We start from the raw sequence: 20,433 nt of genomic DNA, 5'->3' as shown, positions 1-20,433 counted from the left end.
GTGCTGCGCCTGACCGTCGCCCTGTCGAACCGGGGCGAACGGGGTCTGCAGGCACGCGACGACTTTCTCGCCGAACGCACCCGGTTCGTGCAGGCCATGCTCGACCGCGCCGCCGGACGCGGCGAGCGTCCACCCGACGTGCTGGACGTGCTCGACCACGTCATGGCCCCGATGTACATCCGCGTCCTGTTCGGCGCGGGCCCGCTCACCCCGGACTACATCGCCGGGCTCGTCGACCGGCTGCTGGCGCAGCCCTGATCTCCACCTTGGCCCGCGGTGCGGTCACCGGTCATCCGACCGGGTGAGGCTAGGAGACCGGGGCGGACGAGCATCGCTGCGAGAAGTCGCGGAAAGCGGCCCGGAGCGTGTTCCTTGGCGTGACATTCCGCGCCGATGCGCGTGGGTGGGTGGAGGTTGATCTCGCTGCCGGCCAGGCGGAGGCATCGGCGCCGAATCATCACGCTATGTCACCGGCGGCGGGAACTCACAGCATGAGCCGAACGTGAATACCGCTGTCCGGTACCTCTGGGGCACCTCACTGGTCGAGAGTTTCGGGCCTACAGCGCCTTCCACCGGTCGAGTGGCCAGACGATCGCGAAGGCTTGGCCGACGACGCTACTGATCTTGATCGCGCCGCCTCCGGGGTCTTGGTTGTGGGCGCGTGAGTCGGCCGATGCGCTGGGTTGATCGCCCATCACCCAAAGCCGGTCTTTGGGGACGGTGATGTCGAAGGGCTGGTCGCAGGGGCTGTTGCCGGGGTAGAGGTAGGACTTCTCGTCGAGGAGCTTGCCGTTGACTCTGACGGGGGTGCCGGCGCCGACGCATTGGACGCGGTCGCCGGGCAGTCCGATGACGCGTTTGATGTAGTCGGTCTCGCCGGGCATGAGGCCGAACGCTCCGCCGATGGAGCGCAGAGCCTCGGAAAACGGGTTCGAGGGGGCTGGAGCGGTGGATTCCTTGGCCCAGGAGTCCTCGCCCTTGAACACCACGATGTCCCCGTATCGAACGTCGCGTGTGTGATAGACGATCTTGTTGACCAGGGCCCGGTCTCCGATGCCCAGGGTGTTCTGCATCGACCCCGACGGGATGGAAACCCCTGGACCGCGAACGTCTTGATGGCCAGGGCCAAGGCCAGGGCCACGAGGATCAGGATGGGCAGTTCCTTCCAGAAGGAACCGCTCGCCTTCTTGTTTCCGGTGGTCTGGGCGACGTCGCCGGCTCGGGGAGCGACGGGCTGTTCCGGGGCTTGGTCGTCGTCGAGCATCGGGTTCCTTGGAAGTGGAACGCTTGACTTGAGCACCGCAAGCTCGGCTGGTCACAGGATCCCGAAGGGGCCCGATCGGCTGAGGTCCCATTCGTGGGCCTCAGGGGGAGTTTCGTCAGCATCCTTATGCTCACTGGCCACTTCCGTGATCGATCTTTGCGGCGAGCTGCTGAGAATAGGGGGTCAGCAAGGAGATGAGGGCGGCGGTTGGGCTGGCGGGTTCACGGCGCGCCCGGTAACGCGCCTGCTGGAGGCCGAACACGAGCATGTTCGTTTTGCCTTGGTTGGCCCTGCGCTGTTCAGCCATGACGAGCGGGGCGAGGCGGTGGTCGCCTTGGGTGACGGCGGCCCAGACCAGCACGGAGGCCAGGCGGCGTTTGCGGTCCTGCCACCAGGAGATGTGGGTGTGCGGATGGGCCGCGAGGAGTCGGGAGAGTAAGTCGTGCCAGTCGTCTGGAGGGATTTCCCAGCCGTGGAGGGCGGCTCGCCGGTGACCGTAGTCGATCAGGTCGGTGGTGGTGTTGAGTGTGCGGGCGAAGGCGTCGATCGCGGCGGCGAGCCGGGCACCGTTATGGGGATCGTCAGTCCACGCCCGGACCGGAACGGTGGAGGACATGACGCGTCCAGGGGGGATGCCCAGCAGCCCGCCGGCCCGGAACTGTGAGCCGCCGGTGGACATCTGCACCAGCCTGATCGCGGCGGTGCGCCGCAGGTGGACCGCGCTGATCCCGGTCAGGTCAGGGAAGGACTCATCGAACCACTCGTCGGTCATGTGCTGGGGGATGTGCCGGTGGTCGAACCGGCAGTCGCCGGTCGGGACGATGACCAGGTGGCCCATGCGGCGGTGGTAGGCGCGCAGGGCGTCGGTGCCGTTCCGGCGGGCATTGTCGCTTTTGAGGTTGTGGCCTCGCGGCGTCGGCTGGTGCAGGGCCTCAAGCCGGGTTTGGATCGTGGCGCGCAGAGCCGGGGAGCAGGTCGCCGATGCGCGGTGGGCGAATGCGCGCCAGGCGGCGGTGTCGGCGGTGGCGGCCAGGAGCGGTTCCAGCCGGTCGGCGCAGGTGCCCGTTTCTCCGGTGAGGATGCCTACGGCGGCGGTGAACAGCCCGGCGCTGGCGAGGGGGTCGGTGGGCGGGGCGTCGTAGATGACAGCGAACGCCGTCCGGTGGTGGCCGTGGTCGCTTGGCCGGTACTGGCGGCGGCGGCGTTGCTCGACGTGGTCGGCGAGCGCGTCGGCGAGCGGGGCAGGGCCTGCTAGGGCGGCGGCCACGGGCCAGGTACAGCGGATCAGTCCGGCGACCAGCCGCAGATCCAGGACGTACTCGGCTACGGCTACGTGCACGCCCATGCTGTGCACCGTGGCCGGGCTGCCAGCCGACAGCAGTGCCAGGAGCCGCTGTTGAACAGCCAGGGCGTGGGTGAGCGGTGCGGCGTCGATGACCTGCGGGGCGGCGGTGTCGAGCCGGTGCCCACACGCCGGCGGTCGTGCTCGAGCAGCGTGTGCGGCGGCCGAGTCACCGGCGGGGGCCCGGCATTGGGCGGGATGCAGCACCTCGCAGGGCCGGCTGATGAGGCCGCCACCAGCGGCCCCGATCGGCTGCTGGCAGGCCGGGCACCGCGTGGTCAGCAGGCATCGGTGGAGGGGGCAGGCGAACACCAGCGGCAGCCGCCAGAGCTTCTTCCATGCTCCGCCGTGGCGCTGTTGCAGCTCGCTTGCGTCGCCGGCCAGGCACGCGGGGCAGTACCGGACCGGGCGGGTGAACACCCAGCGGTCCAGTGAGGCGATCTTGCCGGCCTGTTGCATCCACAAGCCGGATCTGCCGCCGGGCAGGGGATGCAGGACGACGTCGGCGGGTGGATAGCGGTCGGCCAGACTCGCCAGGCACAATGCCTGGGCTTCGCGGGGCGTCAGCGAGCACGCCCGCGCGAGGCGGGCGGTCTCTTCGGCGCTGGTGCGCAGCAGCATCCGAACCGGAATCGACGCCGCGCCGAAGGACTGCAGCCCGGTGAGCTCGGCCAACCGCTGCGGTGTCTGCTCTAGCCGGTGAGCCAGCCGCAGGAGATACCCGCTGATCTCTTCATCTGGGAGCGGAACGAGGCTGCGCGGCAGCGGTTGGGTGCTTACCTGGCCTGGGTGAGGGGTCGCCGCGGTCGTCATCGGCGCGTGGCCGCTGGTGTGCCGCCGTCGTCGAAGGAGGTGTTGCGGGGGCGTTTGCGGCGCGGGACGCGCGATGGCGGGGCGGGGATCGCGGGCACCTCGCCGGCGGCGGGGTCGCGGACCGGCAGGTGGTCCAGGCTGATCGTCACGCTGTCGAGCAGGCCTGTGGTGAGACGTTCCGCGCCGCTGTCGATGGCCTGGCTGCAGCCGTCCTCGATGAGGCGTTCCAGCAGCCCGACGATGCCGTCGGTGCGGCGGAACAGGTACTCGGGCATGCCGGCGCTGGTGAGCATGGCCGGCTCGGCCTTCAGCAGGCGGAGCTGGTCTTGGATGCCGGCCAGATGATGGACCCAGGCGTCGATCTGCGCGGCAGTGTCGTAGCGGAAGGGGCCCAGCTCGATCAGGTCGAAGCGCCGCTCGGTCTGGGTGCCGGCGGCGTCGTTGCGGCTGCGGAACCGGCCCGTCGCCGGCGGGAACACCCACTGGCCGCTGCGAGCGTCGTAGCGGGAATCGCGCAGCAGCCCGGACTGGGGAATGCCGACCCCGACCAGGACCAGGGTGACCGACATGCTCATCAGGCTGCGGATCAGGTCCAGCACGTCCTGGTCGGCCTCGCGGTGCATCTTCAGCCGGGTGATGTCGTCCAAGATCAGCGCTTTGGTGCCGTGCGCGTGCAGGGCCGCTTTCACGGTCCGCACCAGCTGCGGCAACGTCATGTTCTTGTGCGGCTCCCCGTAGAAGTCCAAGATCGCCTCGCAGGTGCTCTTGGGGGTGGCCGTTACCGGGGTCTGGACGTAGGCGACGGGGGCGTGCAGATCACGGGTGCCCGGCAGCGCGTCCGGGTTGAGCTGGTGATGCAACTCCAGCCACCATTCCTCGAACAAGGCCGCGACCTCGCAGACCGTCTCGGTCTTGCCCTGGTAGCCGCCGCCGTTGACCATCACCCCAGCGCGGGTGGACGGCTTGCGCTTGAGGGCGTTGGTGCGGATGCGGGAGGCCACCACCCGTGCCACCGCGGCGCTCATCGGTGTCTCCTGGACGGCCAGGTTGGCGTGGGTGGCGCACCGGTGCAGGTCGTAGAGGCCGCGGGTGCGAGGGCTGGCCGCTTGATACTGCGCAGGCGACCATCGTGGCGCGGGCGGCGCATCGTGGCGGGTCAGCCGCCACCGCCTCCAGCCATCGGCGCATTCGCGGTCGAGCAGCACCGCGGGCGGCAGGAACGAGGCCGCCGACCCGGCTGAGTCACCGCCGGCCGGTCCCGTGGGCCCGGCGCTGGAGTCGTTCATCGGGCTTGCCGCCCATCACCTCGGCCAGACTCTTGATCAACGGCACCATCGCCGCTCGGATCGCCGCCGCGGCTGACACCCGAACCGCTGCCGTCGTGCTCGCCGGTGCCGTGCTGGCCGGTGTCGTGCTCGCCGGCGGGCAACCGAAACGGGCTGGAGCGCCGCAGCGTCTCTCCCAGCCGGGGCGGCGGTGTCACCCTTCGACCCGCCATCACCTGCTCGCGCCGCCGCCTGCGGTCGGCGTCCACCGCCTCCACCGCCTGAACGTCCCGGCGGACACGCCGTATCTCCACAGCCCCGTCACCACCGGTCCGGTGACCATCAGGCCCGTCACCAGCAGCTCGGTCACCGGGCGAGACGTCGGCCAGTGTGGACGCGGCGGGCCGGTCGCTGTCGGCCGCTCGGCCCTGCGCTGCCTCGCGGGCGTGCGCTCGGCGTTGGTTCTTGGACATCTGGGTCGGCCACGACGCGACCGGAATGTGGCCACCGATCAACTCCAGCAGCAGCGGCAGCAGCTCGGCGTCCGAACGCGGCGCCAGCCCGCGTGCTTTGACAGCGCGCAGCAGGTCAACGACGCGGGCGTCGCCGAACGCGGGGACCTCGCCGTCCGGCGCGAGCCCGTTCCACCGCAGGGTGTGCCACTGCCCGGTCCCCGGATCCTGGAAATAGGCATAGCGGCGATCACGCGGATCCCGGCGCACCACCCAGCTCCCGCCGAACCGACCGCCCCGCTGCGACGGCCCGTCCCGGTAAGGATCAAGGGCCTGCCCGTCGTACCACAGCCCCTTCACCTTCACGCCGCGCCCGCCGTGGATCTTCAACCGGTGCGCCGGCAGCAGCTGGTAGAACAACTGCGGGTCGGGGATCTGCATGCTGAACCCGCCCTGGCCCATCGCGACGGCGAACAGCGTGTTCGGGCTGTTGCGCCCGCCCGGATCCCACGCCGGCGCATGCTCACCGAGCTCACGGTTCTGCCACACCTTCACGATCCATGTGGCGATCAGATGCTCCATCTCTGTGATGGTCAGCACCGCATCGCCTTCGGGGTCGGCGCCCCGGTCGGCGACGTCGACGCCCCGAAATCCCGGCAGCAGCTCTAGCAGCAGCGACTGGATCGCCGCGAACGCCCGCTCGCACGCGGCCTTGTCGACCGGCCGCAACACCCGCGCCGGAAGGATGTTGGCGCCCAACACCCGCTGAACCTCCACCAGCTGGTGGTTCTTGTACACCGCGCCGTGGTCGGTGGTCACCGTCTCGGGCGTGAAGAACGGCAAGCCGGCCACCCGGTGGCCGGCGAACTCGGCCACCACCGCCGCCGGAACGCCCGGATAGGGCCACTCCATCTCCTCTCCCCAGCCCTCCCGCAGCGGCAACGGCATCATCACATCGCGCAGCACCATCGCCACATCCGTCGCGGTATCCGACACCAGTGTCAGCCGGAACGCCACCAGCGAATGGGTGTACACGTCCAACGCCAGCGTCAACGTCACCGCGGCCGGCTCACCGAAGACCTCCTCACGCACCAGCACCGCCAGCTGCGTGGTGTCCAGCGCCACCACCTGACCCGGCCGGTGCACCACCACATGCTCACCGCAATAGCGCACCCGGGCCGCCGAGCGCTCATACCGCTGCCGGGCGCCGCCGCGCCCGAACCACTCCAGCCACACCAACCGCAGCGTCTCCGAACACGGCACCGCCACCTGCGGCCCGAACCGCTCCCGGACGTACTGGTGGATCAGCCGCTCCCGGGTCTTCATGCTGACCCGCGAGCGATGCAAGGTCTCCTGCCGGACTGCGAAGATCGCCTCCCGCACATCCTCGCCCACGCTCGGATGTCCGCCCCGCCGCCGCACCCAGCTGCCGTTCGCGCAGCCGAACACCCCCAGCCGCCGACACCGCGCCGCCCACCGCTCCAACGTCCGCAGCGACACCCGGTTCAACCCCAGATGAGCAGCCTCCTGCTCACCCAACCCCCTCAACTCGGCGACCTTGGCCCGGCGCCGATCCTGCAGCGTGCAGCATCCCGGGTCGAACCCGGGCCGCGGCTCACCCGGCAACGCCGCAAGCGCCGACCCGCTGCGATACCCGGTCTCCACCTCCATCAGATGCGCGAACCGCAACCGCACCACCGCACGCTGATGATCGGTCAAATCCTCCAACCCGGCCGGCTGCACACCCCGGCCCGCGTCCCACCCCGCCGAGGTCGGCGGACAGGCACGGCAGTCCGGATGATTGACCAGCGCCGCAACCGTCGTGGACATCTCCGCCGAACCCGCCCCGCCAAGACCACCATCCCGGCGGCGCAGCCGGACACGGCCCGTGTGCGGTTCCAACAGACTCACCACCCACTCCTGCCCAGCCACCACCACCACTGTGCCCTCGGCCAACTCCAACAGCCCGCTCACAACGAGCACCCGCCCGCTCGCCCGGCCCACACCAGCGCCCGGTCCCCCAACGGCCGGGCCAGGTCAGTCCCCAACCGGCGACGCCACAACAGATGCAACAGATGCGCCCGCCCCAGCGCCGGGTACCTCGCCGCCGTCACCACCTGAGCCAACGGCGCCGGACCATCCGCCACCGCCGCCAGCAGCTCCTCGGCGATCCCCAACGGATCGGTCAGCTCACGGCGCTGCGCCGACAACGCCTCCACCGACGCCCACACCTGCGGCCGCCACCCGCACACCACCACATACCGCCACCCGCAGACCAACGCCGCCTCCGCCGACGCGGCGAACCGAACCCGATCCCCCTCACCGACCCGGCCGACAGGACGCACATCGACCAGCCACACGACCTCGCGATCAGTCTCGCGGGCGACCACCAGGAAATCGGGAACATGCTCAGCGGAACCACCCGTACACAAGAACCGCAACCGCAACGGCTGAGACAGCACATCCACCACATCGGCGGCAAAATCCATCACCAGCAGCAACCGCTGCTCGGCGATGCTCTCGAAACCGTGGTGTCGACCGGTACTCACCAAGAATGCCAAGCCCGGCCGATGCCGCTGGGTAGTCCGCCAGGAGAACGCCCGCACCGGTTCGCACCCCGTCAACGGGAACCCGCCCATATCCTGCACCGGGCACACGACCTGCCCACCGGACACCCGCCACGTCACCAGCCACCGCCGAGCCCAGCCCGACCTCTGATCCAGCACCAGCCGGTCGCGATCCGCCACCACGTACTGATCAGCAAGCAGATCCGTCCAACGGCACTCATCCGAACGGATCACACCTGCACAACTCACCCCGTCAGCAGATGACATACCCAAGAAATACAACGCACAGTGACCATATGTAACTGAGCGGTCAAGATAGTGGTATGTCCCGCAGGCCGCAGAGATTCATCACGCCGGCCTCGCCAACGAACCCTGGGTGAACTCGCCAACGATCTCCGGAAACCCACGGGAAAGGCGAGCCCGTAGAAAGATCATCCGCCAACCATCGCTGGGCGTCACAAAACCGCTCGGCCTGGCCAAGTCGAGCACCTCAAGGCCGAAGGCAGCTGTATCCCCGCGCTGACCGCTCTACTGGCGGCAGCGCTCGAAGAACGCTTAGGCGGCGACGTAGTCCAGGAAGTTGCGGACGATGGGGATGTGCTTGTGCCCGCTCAGGCCCTCACGTAGATCATCGAGGGTGTCGGACGCTCGCGCGGAGTCGACCCCGCCCATCAGCTTGACGACTTTGTGTCCGACGTCGACTGCGGCGTCCACGTCATCGAGCAGGAGGTGCGCTTCGGCCTGCCGGGCGAGGTAGATCGCGGTGCCGCGGGTCTCTCGCTGGGTGTCGTACTGGTCGGTGTGGGTGACGGCCGCTGTGAAGTGTTCGAGCGCCCGCCGCGGCTCGTTCAAGCTGAGCGCGGAGCTGGCGGCGACCTGGTGCAGCTCACCGTGGGTGATCCACGTCATGGACGGCAGGTCCTCGTCCGACGGCGGAGCGGAGGCGTAGGCCGCGAAGGCGGCGTCGACCCGCCGCCATGCGCTGGTCGGTTCCTCTGCCTTGGAATGCGCGCGGGCCGCGCGGGCGTGCAGCATCGCTGTTACGCGCGGCGAGGTGATCTTTCGGTGGTCGTCGAGTGCGCTGTCGACCAGGTGGAGTGCGCCGCGCGCGTCGCCCTTGGCGTAGCGGAGGTTCGCCCAGAAGGCGAGGATGACGGCGCCGCTGGTGGGGTCGGCGGCCGAACCCGACGCCCGTAGGCCGGTCAGGAAATGCTGCTCGGCTTGGGCGATGCGGCCGGCGTCGTAGGCGCACCAGCCGGCCAGCCGGGCGGCTTCGGCGGCGCAGCTGAACAGCCGCCGGCCAACCTCCTCGGAGTAGGAGGCGTTGCGCAGCAGATCGGTGATCAGGCGGAGCTCGACCAACGCCGCGGTGTAGACCTGCCCTGCGCCCACGATGTCGTCCAGGTGCCGCAGCGCGTGCAGTCGAGCGTCGAACAGTTCAGGAGCTTCGGCTCCGACGCGTCGGCCCCGGTCGCCGACCGCGACTGCCGGCGCGGCCGTGACCCACTGCGCAACGGAGGCGGCCAGGGCGCTGGCGGTGACGACGAGAAAGCCTCGACGGTCCAGGTCCACAGACCCTCCCATATCGGTCAGCAGATGCAACGTACCCGCCGGAGTCCACTCCGACTCCAGCACAGCCCCGTCGCGAGGGAACGCCAGCATTAGGAAGTCGGGCCAGCCGAGCCGGTCGACCTCGACCGGCGGGATGCCGTGTAAGCGCGCGATGGCGAGCTGCGCGGGCCGTCCGGGCGGGTGCCGCTTCCACCTGGTCAGCTTCTCCTTTCGGACGGCCATCCCCCCATAACCGAGGGCGCGGTGCTGGTCGGCCACCCGCCGCAGGTAAGCGGCTGCGGTCAGGTTGTTGTGCGCCAGCAGCGCCGACAGCGGATGATCCCAGAGTGTCGCGGCCGTCATTGGACGCCTCCCGGATACCGGATGCCCGGACACTTCGAGTCTCCGAGAAACGGGCCCTGCCGCCAAGCCTGTCCTGCGAGAAGGCAACCCGAAGCAACCGGAAAGCAACTCGGGGCAACGCCTTAACCCTTGGCTGGCTCCTGCGCCGCGGTGACCGTGGAGGCACCCAGGCGAGGCCGAACCCGAGGCCCCGCCAGACCTGAGAGGAGACGCTGATGCGCCTCGACAGCACCCTCCCCGCCCGCCCCGCCGACGACGCCGCCGACGGCTTCATCCTGGACGTCCGCGTCGTCCAGGACGACGCGTCCCGGCCCGCCGGCCAGGTGCCGTGCGACACCAGCAACGGCTGCCCGGCCACCTGCGACAGCTCCTGCAACAGCGCGGTCTGATCGCACACCCTCCTGGGGGCGGGTCGGCATGGCCCGCCCCCAGGCCCGCCGCCGAGTCGCACCGATTGGGAGGACGGCATGACCAACCCCGACCCGCTGTACCGGCCCGCGCCCGGCGGGCTGCTCCGAGCGGTCCGCAGCCGCGCCCAGGCGTTGCCGCTCGGCTGGCCCGACCTGACCGGTGCCGCCGACCCGGACGGGTGGGCGGCGTGGCTGAGAAAGGCGTGGACGGGCGCCACCGCCGAGGCCATCGGCTGCGCCAGCCCATCGCTCACCCGGCGGGTCGAAGAGATCCTCGCCGGCAAGGAGGTGCCGCCCCGGCAGATCCGCCGCGCCGTGGTGTCGGTGACCCGGTACCTGCTGCGCGAGGCGTCGAGGCCGACACCGTTCGGGCTGTTCGCTGGCGTCGCCGACGTCGACTTTGGCCGGTGCGCCGACGTGCGGTGGGGCAGCGGGCACCGCGTGCTCGCCCGCCCCGACGCCGAGTGGCTCAACGACATCATCACCGGGCTGGAGCGGTGCCCGGCGCTGCTGGAGCGGCTGCCGGTCGTCATCAGCACGCTGCGCCAGGCCCACGGCGACCGGCTGTCGGTCCCCTCCGGCGCGGGCCGAGTCGAGATCCGCCATACCTGCGTCATCAGCGCCGTCGAGGCACTGGCCCGCACGCCCGTGCCGTTCGCCGACCTTGCCGCCCAGCTCTCCGAGGAGTTTCCGAGGGTCGCGCCGTCGACCGTGACCGGCATGCTGGCCGAGCTGGTCGAGCAGCGGGTGCTGGTGACGGCGCTGCGGCCACCCGCCACCGTCGCCGATCCGCTCGGTTATCTGGTCGCCCAGCTGCGCCGTGTGCACGCCGGCGATGTCGATGCCGTCGCCGGCGTCCTGGCCGAGATGGAGGAGATCGGCACCGACCTCGCCCGGCACAACGGCGCCGATCCGGCTGGACCGCGGGATGCGGGAGAGCGCGCCGCGATCGAGAAGCGGATCCGGGGCCTGTCGGCGGCGGGCCGGAGCCCGCTGATGGTGGAGCTGCGGTTGGACTGCCGTGTTCGGCTGCCCGACAGCATCTCCCGCGAGATGGCGGCCGCCGCGTCGGCGCTCATCCGTCTGACGCCTCAGCCCGGCGGGTTCGCAGCCTGGCGGCAGTACCACGAGGCGTTCCTCGACCACTACGGCACCGGCACGCTGGTGCCTCTCGCCGACGTCCTCGACCCGGGCACCGGCCTTGGTCTCCCCGGCGGGTACCCGGGCTCGCCGCTGCCCGAGCCGCCCGCATCCGTAGCGGCCCAGAGCCGGCCGGTCGGTCGCGACGCCGCACTGCTCGCCCTCGCTCACCGCGCGGTCATGGGCGGAACCGGCGAGGTGGTCCTGGACGACGCGGCGATCAGCGCGCTCGGCGCCGACATGGACCAGGTGCGGATCCCGGCGCACGTGGAGTTGACCGCCCGCATCCATGCGACCGGCCGCGCCGCGCTCGATCGCGGGGAGTACACCCTCACCGTCGCGCCAGCGCGCGCCGCCGGGACGATGACCGGCCGGTTCGTCCGCGCCGGCTCACCGCTGGGCGCGGTGTTCGCCGCCGTGCCCACCATGGTCGACGGCGCCATCGCCGCGCAGGTATCGACCCCGATGGCCTACCCGCACGCCGACAACATTGCCTCCACCAGCCAGTTCCTACCGCACCTGATCCCGCTCGGCGAGCACCGGCCCGACGCCGACGCCCGCATCCTCGGCGTTCAGGACCTGGCGGTCACCGCCGACTTCGACCAGCTGTACCTGGTCGCGCCGCGGCTGGGCAAGGTCGTCGAGCCGCACGTCTTCCACGCGCTGCGGCTGGACAAGCAGCCCCCACCGCTCGCGCGGTTCCTGGTCGCGCTGGTGCGCGGCCGCGCCGCCACCCTCACCGAGTTCGACTGGGGGCCTGCGGCCGAACTGCCCTACCTGCCGCGCGTCCGCTACCGCCGCAGCGTCCTGGCGGCCGCGCGGTGGCGCATCACCGCCGCCGACTTGCCCGCCCCCGACGCCGATTGGGAGGACTTCCGTGGGGCGCTGGAGCGGTGGCGGTGCCGCTGGCGGGCGCCGCAGACAGTGGAGCTCCGCGAGGACGATCGGGTGCTGCGCCTGGACCTGGACGAACCCACCCACACGGTGATCCTGCGCCGGGAACTCGCCCGGACCGGGCACGCGCAGCTGGTGGAGGCCGCGGATCCGGCCGGTGACGGGTGGCTTGACGGCCACCCCCACCAGGTCGCGGTCCCGATGCTGTCGACCCGCCCGCCGGCGCCGTCCCCACTGCGGCGCGGCCGGCTCGTTCCGCTCACCAACACCGCCGGGCAGCTCCCCGGCGCGGCGGGCACCCGGTGGCTGTCGGCGCGGCTGTACGTGCCGCCCGACCTGCAGACGGTCATCCTCGCCGAGCACCTTCCATGCCTCCTGACCGACCTGACCGACCTGGGCGAGTTGCGCGACGGTGAGCGCGAGGCGGTGCCGGTGTGGTGGCTGCGCTACCGCGACCCCGCCGACCCCGACCACCTCCGGATACGGGTCCGCGTCGGCGACCAGCGCGCCTACGGGGCAGCGGCCGCCGCGATCGGGTCATGGGCGGACGTGCTGCGCCGCCGCGGGCTGGCGCGGCGGCTGCAGCTGGACACCTACCAGCCCGAGGTCGGCCGGTACGGCGCCGGCCGGGCGATGGAGGCCGCCGAGCGGGTGTTCGTCGCCGACTCCGTCCTCGTCCAAGCCCAACTCGCCCTCCCGCCCGGAACGGCGGAACCGCCGGCGCTGGCCGCAGCGAACATCACGGCGATCGCCGCGGCGTTCACCGGCGACACCCAGTCCGGCATGAACTGGCTGATCAACCGCCCGACCGCCGCACCCGACGAACCCCCCGGAAGGGACACCCGCGCCGATGCCGTCGCCCTGGCGACCGGCGCCCGGCCGCTGCCCGCCGAGCAGACGGCGACACCGCTGTGGGAAGCGCGCCGCACCGCCCTCACCGCCTACCGCCGCGCCCTCCCCGCCGACACCGATCTGGACCAGGTGCTGGCGTCCCTGCTGCACATGCACCACATCCGCGCGATCGGACCCAACCGGCCCGCGGAACGGCAGGGCCTGCATCTCGCCCGCGCCGCCGCGCTGGCCTGGCGCGCCCGGACCCCGCAACCATGAGCCCGAACCCGCAAGGCACGGTGCTGGACGACCCGTGCGCCGTCCCCGTCGATCCGCCCGCCGATCCGCCCGAGGGCTGGTGCCACTCTCTCGGGCGAGGCGTGCCCGGCGTCCTGCTGCTGCACGCCGCCCGCGCCCGCGCCGGCACCGGCGCCTGGGAAACCGTGCACCGCTGGGCCGCCGCCGCGACCGCCACCCCGATCCAGGAGGCCGGCGGCGGCCTGTTCGCTGGAGCCGCGGCCGTCGCCTACGCCCTCGCCCACGCCAACCATCCCGGCTACACCGCGGCGCTGCGCATCCTGGACTCCCACATCACCGCCGTGGCCGCCGACCGCGTACGCGCCGCCCATGACCGCATCGACCGCAGCGAGTTGCCCGCGCTCGCCGAGTTCGACCTGATCAGCGGATTGACCGGCATCAGCTGCTACCTCCTGCACCGCGATCCCCACGGCGAACCGGTCCGCGCCGTCCTGCACTACCTGGTTCGGCTCACCCACCCGGTGAGGCCGCACGGGCTCGGCTCGGCGGTTCCGGGCTGGTGGACCCCCCACGACCTCACCGACCAGCCCTCACCCGCCATGCCCGGCGGGCACGCCAACCTCGGGATCGCGCACGGCATCACCGGGCCGCTGGCGCTGCTGGCCACAGCTCACCGGCGCGGCGTCACCGTCCCGGGCCAGACCGACGCGATAGACCGGATTTGCCGCTGGCTGGACACCTGGCAGCAGAGCTCCAGCACCACCGCGTGGTGGCCCGGCCACATCACCGCCGACGAGCACCGCACCGGCCGCGCCCGCCAAGACGGCCCCGCCCGGCCGAGCTGGTGCTACGGAACGCCCGGCATCGCCCGTGCCCTGCAGCTCGCCGCGCTTGCACTCGACGACCACGCCCGACGACGGACCGCCGAGGACGCCCTGTACGGCTGCGTCACCGACACCCGGCAGGTCGCCCAGCTCACCGACCCGTCGATCTGCCACGGCCGCGCCGGGCTCGTCCTCGCGGTGAACCGAGCCGCCGCCGACGCCGCCACCGACGCACTCGCCGCCCAGCTGCCGCGCCTACGAAGCCGCGCGATCACCCGGCCGATCACCGACCGGCCGCCCCGCGGCCGCTGCCAGCCGGGACTGCTGGACGGTGCCACTGGGACCGCTCTGACCTGCGACACGGGCCTTCATCAGGGCCTGCCGGAGGCGCCATGGCCGTGGGACGCGTGCCTGCTGATGCCCGGATGACCCGCCGCCCTGTCGAACCGCCCGTGATCACAACGTGCAGCGACCTACACTGCCAGCGATGAGCACCGACACCGTCAACCCCGACAGCGCCCGCGCCCGCCTGGTCAAACATCTCACCGGGGCAGGTGACCTGCGCACACCCGCCATCCGACACGCCTTCAGTGCCGTGCCCCGGCACCTGTTCGTGCCCGGGACCCCGCTCGCGGACGCCTACGCCGACAAGATCCTGGTGACCAAACGGGACGTCGACGGGACGGCGCTCAGCTCCGCGAGCCAGCCCAGCATCGTCGCGCACATGCTGGAGCAGGCCCAGCCCGCGCCCGGCGCACGGGTCCTGGAAATCGGCGCCGGCACCGGCTACAACGCCGCGCTCCTCCGCGAGCTCGTCGGAGAGCGCGGGCACATCACCACCATCGACGTGTTCACCGACGTCGCCGACGACGCCCGCCGCAACCTCACCGCCGCCGGATACGACGACGTCGACGTGCTCACCGGCGACGGCGCTGCCGGCGCCCCCGACACCGCCCCGTTCGACCTGATCGTGGTCACCGCCGGAGCATGGGACGTCCCCGCCGCCTGGTGGGCCCAGCTCGCCCCAGGCGGCCGCATCGTGGTGCCGCTGCGCTGGCGCGGCCTCACCCGCTCCCTCGCGCTCGACCACCAGCCCGCCGGGTCCGGCGGGCCCGCCCACCTGGTCTCCCGGTCTATGTACCTGTGCGGCTTCATTCCCATGTCCGGCACTAGCGACGGCGGCCGCACCGTCGCCCTCGCCGACAACGTCACGCTGCTCGCCGACCAGGACCAGCCGATCACCACCGATGCGCTGACCGGCGTCCTGGACACCCCGCGCAGCGAGACCTGGTCAGGCGTGGTGATCCCCGGAGACCAGAGCACGGAGGACATCTGGCTCCGCATGTCCATCACCGAACCCGGCACCTGCCGCATCCATGCCGACGGCAGCGCGATCGACAGTGGCCGGGTCACGCCGGCGACCAGGATCAACCCCGCTCTCGCCGACGGCGACTCGATCGCCTACCTGGCCTCCCGCCGCGTCGCGGACGGCCCGCCCTCCCGCTGGGAGCTCGGCGCCATCGGCCACGGGCCCCGCGGCGCGCAACTCGCCGACCGCATCGCCGCCACCGCCCGGGACTGGGACCGCGACCGCGACGCCCAGCCGCGCATCACCCTGTACCCGGCAGACACACCCGACGAGCAGATCCCCGCCGGCCTGGTCATCGACAAGCGCGACAGCCGGATGGTGTTCAGCTGGTGAGCACCACCGCCGCTCGACCAGACTGACCGGGGCGGGCGCCGCAGGCCCAACACGAACGCAACCGGTGGCCACGGGTCGAGGCTGGCCGCAGGCGGGCCCTGAAACGACGATGTGGCCCCCGTTTCGGTCCCGGATTGCTTCCGGGACCGAAACGGGGGCCATTGGCCGTGCACGAGATCGTAGAAGCTAGGCGGCGCGGCGGTACGGCAGCGCGCGCGGGACCCTGGAGTAGTCCGGTGCCACCAGGGCCGTGACGTTCGGGCGCACGCCGAACAGCGCGGCGCCGGCGGCCACGACCGCCATCACCATGGTCACCTGGTCGGCGGTCCAGCCGAGTCCGAACGCCAGCCCGATCGTGATCGCCGCCTGGATGAACCCGACGACGGCCGGGAGGATCTGGTCGCGGGCCACCATGCATGCGGTGACGATGCCGAGGATCGCCGCGGCGCCGGCGTTGACGGCGGCGGTCTGCTTGTCGGTCCAGTCGAGGCCGAAGGCGACGAGCATCTGGATGATGGCGGAGACGAGGCCGAGGATGGTCGCGGGGTCGCGTCCGAGGATCTTCACTGTTCCTCCTGGAGGGGGCGGGCGGTTGCTGCCGCCCGTGTCTGTGCAGCTCGCACAGAGGTCTGTATGGCTGCCACAGCGGCCTGTGCTGATCACAGACGGCTGCGGGGGGTTGGCGCGTGACGCGCCGAGCTTGCGGGTTGCGGTAGCGGTGCGGGCGCCGGGCTCACAGGCCCGTGGCCGCCAGCCACTTCTTCATCGCGGCCGCCAGCTCCGCATCGCTCGGATCCACGTCCGGGCCCGGAGCAGGCGCCGGGCCGGGAGGGACGGGCGTGGGGTCGGGTGCGGGAAAGGGGTTGGGGTCACCGGTGAGGGCGTGCAGTTCCTCACCGAGCCCGTACAGGTCCACGCCCAGGGGGTCGACGCCGTTGGCGTCGAGCCATTCGGGGAGGATCGCGACCCACGCTTCGTCGACGACGCGGCGGAACACTGGCCACGTCATCTTGATGACCTTGCCCCAGGTGACGATCCAGACGCCGGTGTCGTCGTAGCCGACGATCACCACGGCGTGGCCGCCGAGGCTGCGGCCGCCAGCGCGCGTCCAGTCCTTGCCGTTGTCGAAGTCGGTCATCATCTGGGCGGTGACGTCGATGCCGAGTCCCACCGTCCCGAGCAGATAGACGGCGGTCTTGACCTCGTCCAGGTCGGACGGCTCGACCTCGGCGAACGCGAGCGCCTTGTGTCCGGCGATGCCGGTGCGGCGCCAGTCGGCGTAGACGTCCTGCAGGATGCAGCCGATGTCGCTGCTCGGGTCGTCGGGGTTGTAGCCGCTGACGCGCTCGTACACGGGCAGCACGTCGTCGTCGGAGACGGTGACCGTGAAGCCGGACCCGTAGGTGGAGGTCGCCTGGAGGGCGTGGGCCTCCATCGCGATGGCGCAGTCGCCGATGCGGTCGTTGAGGTACATCGGCCAGAGCCCGATGTGCTCGAACCAGTTGACCGAAGCGGGCGCCGGCGTTGTGACGCTCATGTGGGGGCGAAGCTTGACGCGGGCCTTGGTGCGAGCGGCCGGGCGCCGACCGGGCCGGAAGGTGATGGGCAAGGGTCCTCCGTGCATGAAGACGGCCCCCGGCGAGTGCCGGAGGCCGTAGAGGATGAAGGGGGTAGGTGGTGGTCAGCGCCAGAAGAAGACCTTCGCGCTTCCGCCGGTGTTGACCACCGCGTCGGCGCTGCCGTGCTGGACGAGCTGGAACCGCACGCGGTGGTCCTTGCCGATGGTGTCGGCGCCCAGCGAGTACACGATGTGGGTCTGCTCGCCGGCCGATACGTAGTCCTGGACGGGCCCCGCCTCGAACTTGCTGTCGTCCTTGGCGTCGATCTCGACCACGCGGCCCTGGATCAGCGTGCCCGCGGGCACACCGGAGACCGTCACCGCGACCGTCATCGAGTAGCGGGCTGAGCCCCAGAGGATGCTCGGGCCGCCGCTGTCGGCGTGCTGGTGCTTGCTGTCGGCGTAGTCGTGCTGCCAGCTCACGTTCGTCCACTTGCCGGGCGCGAGCTTCTGGGGCTTGGTGGTGCCTACCGACACGTACTCCGGCATGGGGTCCTGGTCCTCCTTGGCGGGCGAGACGCCGACGCGCCACTGCCCGTAGTCGTCCTTGACGGCGCGGTCGTAGTCGAGGCCGACGCCGTTGATCGTGTGGTCGTTGGAGTACTGCTGGAGCTGGGCGCGCGCGTCCCACCGGCCGCCGGACCAGGCGTAGGTCTGCCAGCCGTAGGCGATCTTCCCGGCGTCGAACGCCCGGTCGATCGGCCCGTACCCGGCGTACAGCCCGACGCGGTCGCGGCCGAGGACGGACGCGGCGCCGTCCAGGTAGGCGTTGATCGCGCCCTGCTGCGAGGCGGAGGCGTCCCAGTCGACCGCGAAGTAGATCGGCCGGTCGTCGGGCATGCCGCATGCCTCGGCCTGCGCGGCGGCGGCCTGCGCGTCCGCCGTGCCCGCGGCCCTGCCGTCCAGCGCCCGGTTCGCGGCGGTCTCCCACACCACCACCAGCCACAAGCCCGCGGCCGAGAGTTCGCTCGCTTCGGCGCGGGTCAGGTTCTTGCCGGTGGTGTCGTGCGAGAGGTAGCGGCACGCGAACTTCGCCCCGGCGCGTTTCAGCGCGGCCGCGCCGGGGCGGCCCCACGCGTAATCGACCCCGAAGGTGCTCATGGTGTCCTCTCTGGTCAGGATCGGCATGTCAGTTGTCGGTTCCGTCGCGGTGGAAGGCGCGGCGGATCTGCCGGCGCCACAGCAGGCCCAGCCGCCAGATCATCAGGGCGGCGACGACGCTGTAGACGACGGTTCGGCCCACCTCTTCGCCCGTCGTGGGCGGCGGTGGCGCGGCCATCGACCGGTAGGCCAGCCAGCCGAGGATCAGGGCGACGGTGGCGGTGAACGACATCAGGTGCCGGCCCTCTCCGTTTCTCCACCAGGCGGCGGTCAGGTGGTAGGCGATGCAGAACCCCGTGGAGGTGGCCAGGCCCAGCCACAGCGCCACGGTCCCGGCCACGTGCACGGCGCTCATCGACGTCCCTCCTCGAAAGCCCGCTCGATCGCCTCCGACAGGTGATTGCGCTGCCGGATATCCCGGATCCGTTCCGCGAGCCGGTGCCCGGCCTCGTCACGGCGGCGGGTCTCTTCCAGCCGCTCCGCAGTTCGCTCCAGTGCCTCGTCGGCGCGGGACCGCTCCCCCTCGTCGGGTCGTTGCTTCCACGGCCACCTCATCGCCGCGCCCGATTCACCAGGGACTGCAAGAGCTGCGCGTTCAGGTCCGTGCCTTCGGCGATCGCCGACAGCCGCCCATCGAGCGCGTCGATCCTGGCTTCCGACTCCTTCCACGCCGCCTCCCACTTGTCCGCGCGTTCTTTCTCGTCCTGGAGCACGCTGCGAGGGACCAGCTGGCCGGTGAGGATCGCTCGGAACACCAGCCCGGCGCCCATGAGCAGCCCGCCGACGAGACCGCCGGCGAGGAGGGTCGGCCAAGGCACAGCCGTCGCAGCGGTTGCCAATGCCTGCAGCGCGGTCATCCGACCTGCACAGTGATGTCGGGGTCGGTGGTGATGGTGCCGGCGGACACCGAGGACGCCCTCTTGATCGTGGGGGTGTCGCTCGCCTGAACGTCGCGGATCCGGATGTTGGAGCCGCCGCCGATGTAGATATGCGGCGCGCCGGCCGCGGTCTTGTTCGGTTGCGAGCCGTCGCCGTCGCTGAACATCGGGCCGTCGACCAGGATGTTGGTTCCGCCTGTGATCGTGAGGATGCCCTTGTCGTAGGCGGGGTTGGTGTGGCCGGTCGAGTTCGGCTGCGACATGCCGCCGTAGAACCAGCAGTCGCGGACCCGGACGAACTTCCCGCCGGTTATGAGCAATTGCGAACCCCACGTGGGATTGCCGGCTTGGGCTTGAGCGTCGAACCTGATGCCGTCCATAACCACGCCTCGTCCGCCGTCGAGACGAAGCCCGCAAATGTTCGATTTAGCGGTGATGAAGATGGGGCCGACGACGGTCTTGCTCATGTTTGGCAGCCACACGTGATACCGGTTACCGCCCCCCATGTTCGGGGAGTCGATCAGCATCCCGTCCGTCCAGTACGTGTTGTCGCTGCCCCACAATTTAAACGGGGTGTCGTAGCTGTTGTTGACGTCCCAGAACCCCGAGAACGTGACGGCCGTGTGCGCACCCCACATCACGTGTTTGAACAGGTTGAACGCGAGGTTCTCGAAATGCGACGCCCACAGCACGGGACCCGCATTGTCGTGATCCACAAAAAACGTCGTGCCTGAGTCTCCTTCAAAACTCAGGTTGCCGATGTAGAGGCCCTTGGTTTGACCCGAGGGAAGGTCGAGCCATCCGGATCCTGGCACGCTTATTCGGACGCGCTGGTTGTAGCGGAACTCGTTGCCTGTGAGTGGGCCCGTGAACGCCAAGCCGTTGAACGCCTGGCGAGTCTGTTTGAACTCCATGGACCGCTGCCCGAGCACGATCGCGGGCTTGTACGTCTGCTGCGCCACATACGACAGCGCCTGGGTCAGTTTGGCGTCGTCGGTGGCGCCCGCGAAAGCGTCCAGGGGGACGCCGCGCGCGGCGGCCTCGGTGTTGATGCGGGCCTTGATGGCGCCCAACGCGTTGTTGATCGCCGAGCCCCAGGCGTCGGTGCTGCCGCCGGGGACGGGCAGGGTGATGTCGAACGGGACGGCCACGTGTCTCCT

At 70.9% G+C, this 20,433-nt stretch carries 18 protein-coding genes; 5 read left to right on the top strand and 13 right to left on the bottom strand.

The genetic code is table 11. The features are described 5' to 3' along the window. A partial coding sequence (locus J4709_RS26865) for a TetR-like C-terminal domain-containing protein (RefSeq protein ID WP_208244573.1) occupies nt 1-258 on the top strand: 258 nt, incomplete at its 5' end. Nucleotides 259-557: 299 nt separating this feature from the next. Here J4709_RS26865 and lepB read toward each other — a convergent pair. The 6 genes from lepB to J4709_RS26835 form a co-directional block, all read right to left on the bottom strand. Then, nucleotides 558-1,073 carry a signal peptidase I gene (gene lepB / locus J4709_RS26860; RefSeq protein ID WP_232384086.1) on the bottom strand — a complete coding sequence of 172 codons (516 nt, stop codon included), beginning with the start codon at nt 1,071-1,073 and terminating at the stop codon, nt 558-560. A gap of 321 nt (nt 1,074-1,394) precedes the next feature. Further along, on the bottom strand, nt 1,395-3,419 hold the full coding sequence (locus J4709_RS26855; RefSeq protein ID WP_208244572.1) for a TniQ family protein: 2,025 nt from the start codon (nt 3,417-3,419) through the stop codon (nt 1,395-1,397). Beyond that, nucleotides 3,416-4,705 (bottom strand): AAA family ATPase, encoded by a 1,290-nt coding sequence (locus J4709_RS26850; protein ID WP_208244571.1) that lies wholly within the window; start codon nt 4,703-4,705, stop codon nt 3,416-3,418. Before J4709_RS26850 ends, J4709_RS26855 begins: the two co-directional genes overlap by 4 nt. Continuing rightward, nucleotides 4,702-7,110, bottom strand: a complete 2,409-nt coding sequence (locus J4709_RS26845; protein ID WP_208244570.1) for a transposase — start codon at nt 7,108-7,110, stop codon at nt 4,702-4,704. The genes J4709_RS26850 and J4709_RS26845 overlap by 4 nt, the downstream gene beginning before the upstream one ends. After that, nucleotides 7,107-7,970 carry a TnsA-like heteromeric transposase endonuclease subunit gene (locus J4709_RS26840; RefSeq protein WP_208244569.1) on the bottom strand — a complete coding sequence of 288 codons (864 nt, stop codon included), beginning with the start codon at nt 7,968-7,970 and terminating at the stop codon, nt 7,107-7,109. Before J4709_RS26840 ends, J4709_RS26845 begins: the two co-directional genes overlap by 4 nt. Before the next feature lie 288 nt (nt 7,971-8,258). Beyond that, nucleotides 8,259-9,617: an NsdA family TPR-like regulatory protein gene (locus J4709_RS26835; protein ID WP_208244568.1), complete on the bottom strand. Its 1,359-nt coding sequence runs from the start codon at nt 9,615-9,617 to the stop codon at nt 8,259-8,261. Nucleotides 9,618-9,832: 215 nt separating this feature from the next. Here J4709_RS26835 and J4709_RS26830 point away from each other — a divergent pair, with 215 nt between their 5' ends. The 4 genes from J4709_RS26830 to fxlM all read left to right on the top strand — a co-directional run bounded on the left by J4709_RS26830 (nt 9,833) and on the right by fxlM (nt 15,676). Then, the gene (locus J4709_RS26830; RefSeq protein ID WP_208244567.1) at nt 9,833-10,006 is read left to right on the top strand and encodes a hypothetical protein; all 174 of its coding nucleotides are present in this window, start codon (nt 9,833-9,835) and stop codon (nt 10,004-10,006) included. A 78-nt stretch (nt 10,007-10,084) separates the two neighbouring features. Then, the gene (locus J4709_RS26825) at nt 10,085-13,171 is read left to right on the top strand and encodes a lantibiotic dehydratase (protein WP_208244566.1); all 3,087 of its coding nucleotides are present in this window, start codon (nt 10,085-10,087) and stop codon (nt 13,169-13,171) included. Continuing rightward, nucleotides 13,168-14,403: a lanthionine synthetase C family protein gene (locus J4709_RS26820; protein ID WP_208244565.1), complete on the top strand. Its 1,236-nt coding sequence runs from the start codon at nt 13,168-13,170 to the stop codon at nt 14,401-14,403. Before J4709_RS26825 ends, J4709_RS26820 begins: the two co-directional genes overlap by 4 nt. A 58-nt stretch (nt 14,404-14,461) precedes the next feature. Beyond that, nucleotides 14,462-15,676 (top strand): methyltransferase, FxLD system, encoded by a 1,215-nt coding sequence (fxlM, locus tag J4709_RS26815; protein WP_208244564.1) that lies wholly within the window; start codon nt 14,462-14,464, stop codon nt 15,674-15,676. A 186-nt stretch (nt 15,677-15,862) separates the two neighbouring features. On the opposite strand, the gene J4709_RS26810 is transcribed toward fxlM, so the two are convergent. The 7 genes from J4709_RS26810 to J4709_RS26780 form a co-directional block, all read right to left on the bottom strand. After that, nucleotides 15,863-16,243, bottom strand: coding sequence for a hypothetical protein (locus J4709_RS26810; protein ID WP_208244563.1), 381 nt, complete (start codon nt 16,241-16,243; stop codon nt 15,863-15,865). A gap of 166 nt (nt 16,244-16,409) precedes the next feature. Beyond that, entirely contained in the window at nt 16,410-17,213 is an 804-nt protein-coding gene (locus J4709_RS26805) for a C1 family peptidase (RefSeq protein ID WP_208244562.1), read from the bottom strand. A 144-nt stretch (nt 17,214-17,357) separates the two neighbouring features. Then, entirely contained in the window at nt 17,358-18,395 is a 1,038-nt protein-coding gene (locus J4709_RS26800) for a glycoside hydrolase domain-containing protein (protein WP_208244561.1), read from the bottom strand. Nucleotides 18,396-18,423: 28 nt separating this feature from the next. Beyond that, nucleotides 18,424-18,750 carry a putative phage holin gene (locus J4709_RS26795; protein WP_208244560.1) on the bottom strand — a complete coding sequence of 109 codons (327 nt, stop codon included), beginning with the start codon at nt 18,748-18,750 and terminating at the stop codon, nt 18,424-18,426. Further along, entirely contained in the window at nt 18,747-18,950 is a 204-nt protein-coding gene (locus J4709_RS26790) for a DUF7620 family protein (RefSeq protein WP_208244559.1), read from the bottom strand. Before J4709_RS26790 ends, J4709_RS26795 begins: the two co-directional genes overlap by 4 nt. Next, a complete protein-coding gene (locus J4709_RS26785; RefSeq protein WP_208244558.1) occupies nt 18,947-19,252 on the bottom strand; it encodes a hypothetical protein in 306 nt (101 codons plus the stop codon). The genes J4709_RS26790 and J4709_RS26785 overlap by 4 nt, the downstream gene beginning before the upstream one ends. Beyond that, on the bottom strand, nt 19,249-20,424 hold the full coding sequence (locus J4709_RS26780) for a hypothetical protein (protein ID WP_208244557.1): 1,176 nt from the start codon (nt 20,422-20,424) through the stop codon (nt 19,249-19,251). The genes J4709_RS26785 and J4709_RS26780 overlap by 4 nt, the downstream gene beginning before the upstream one ends. Nucleotides 20,425-20,433: the final 9 nt, after the last annotated feature.

Origin of the sequence: Actinomadura violacea (assembly GCF_017573465.1) — a bacterium.
Lineage (GTDB): Bacteria > Actinomycetota > Actinomycetes > Streptosporangiales > Streptosporangiaceae > Spirillospora > Spirillospora violacea.
Note: the sequence above shows the minus strand (reverse complement) of the source record. Positions and strands in the feature narration are given on the sequence as shown.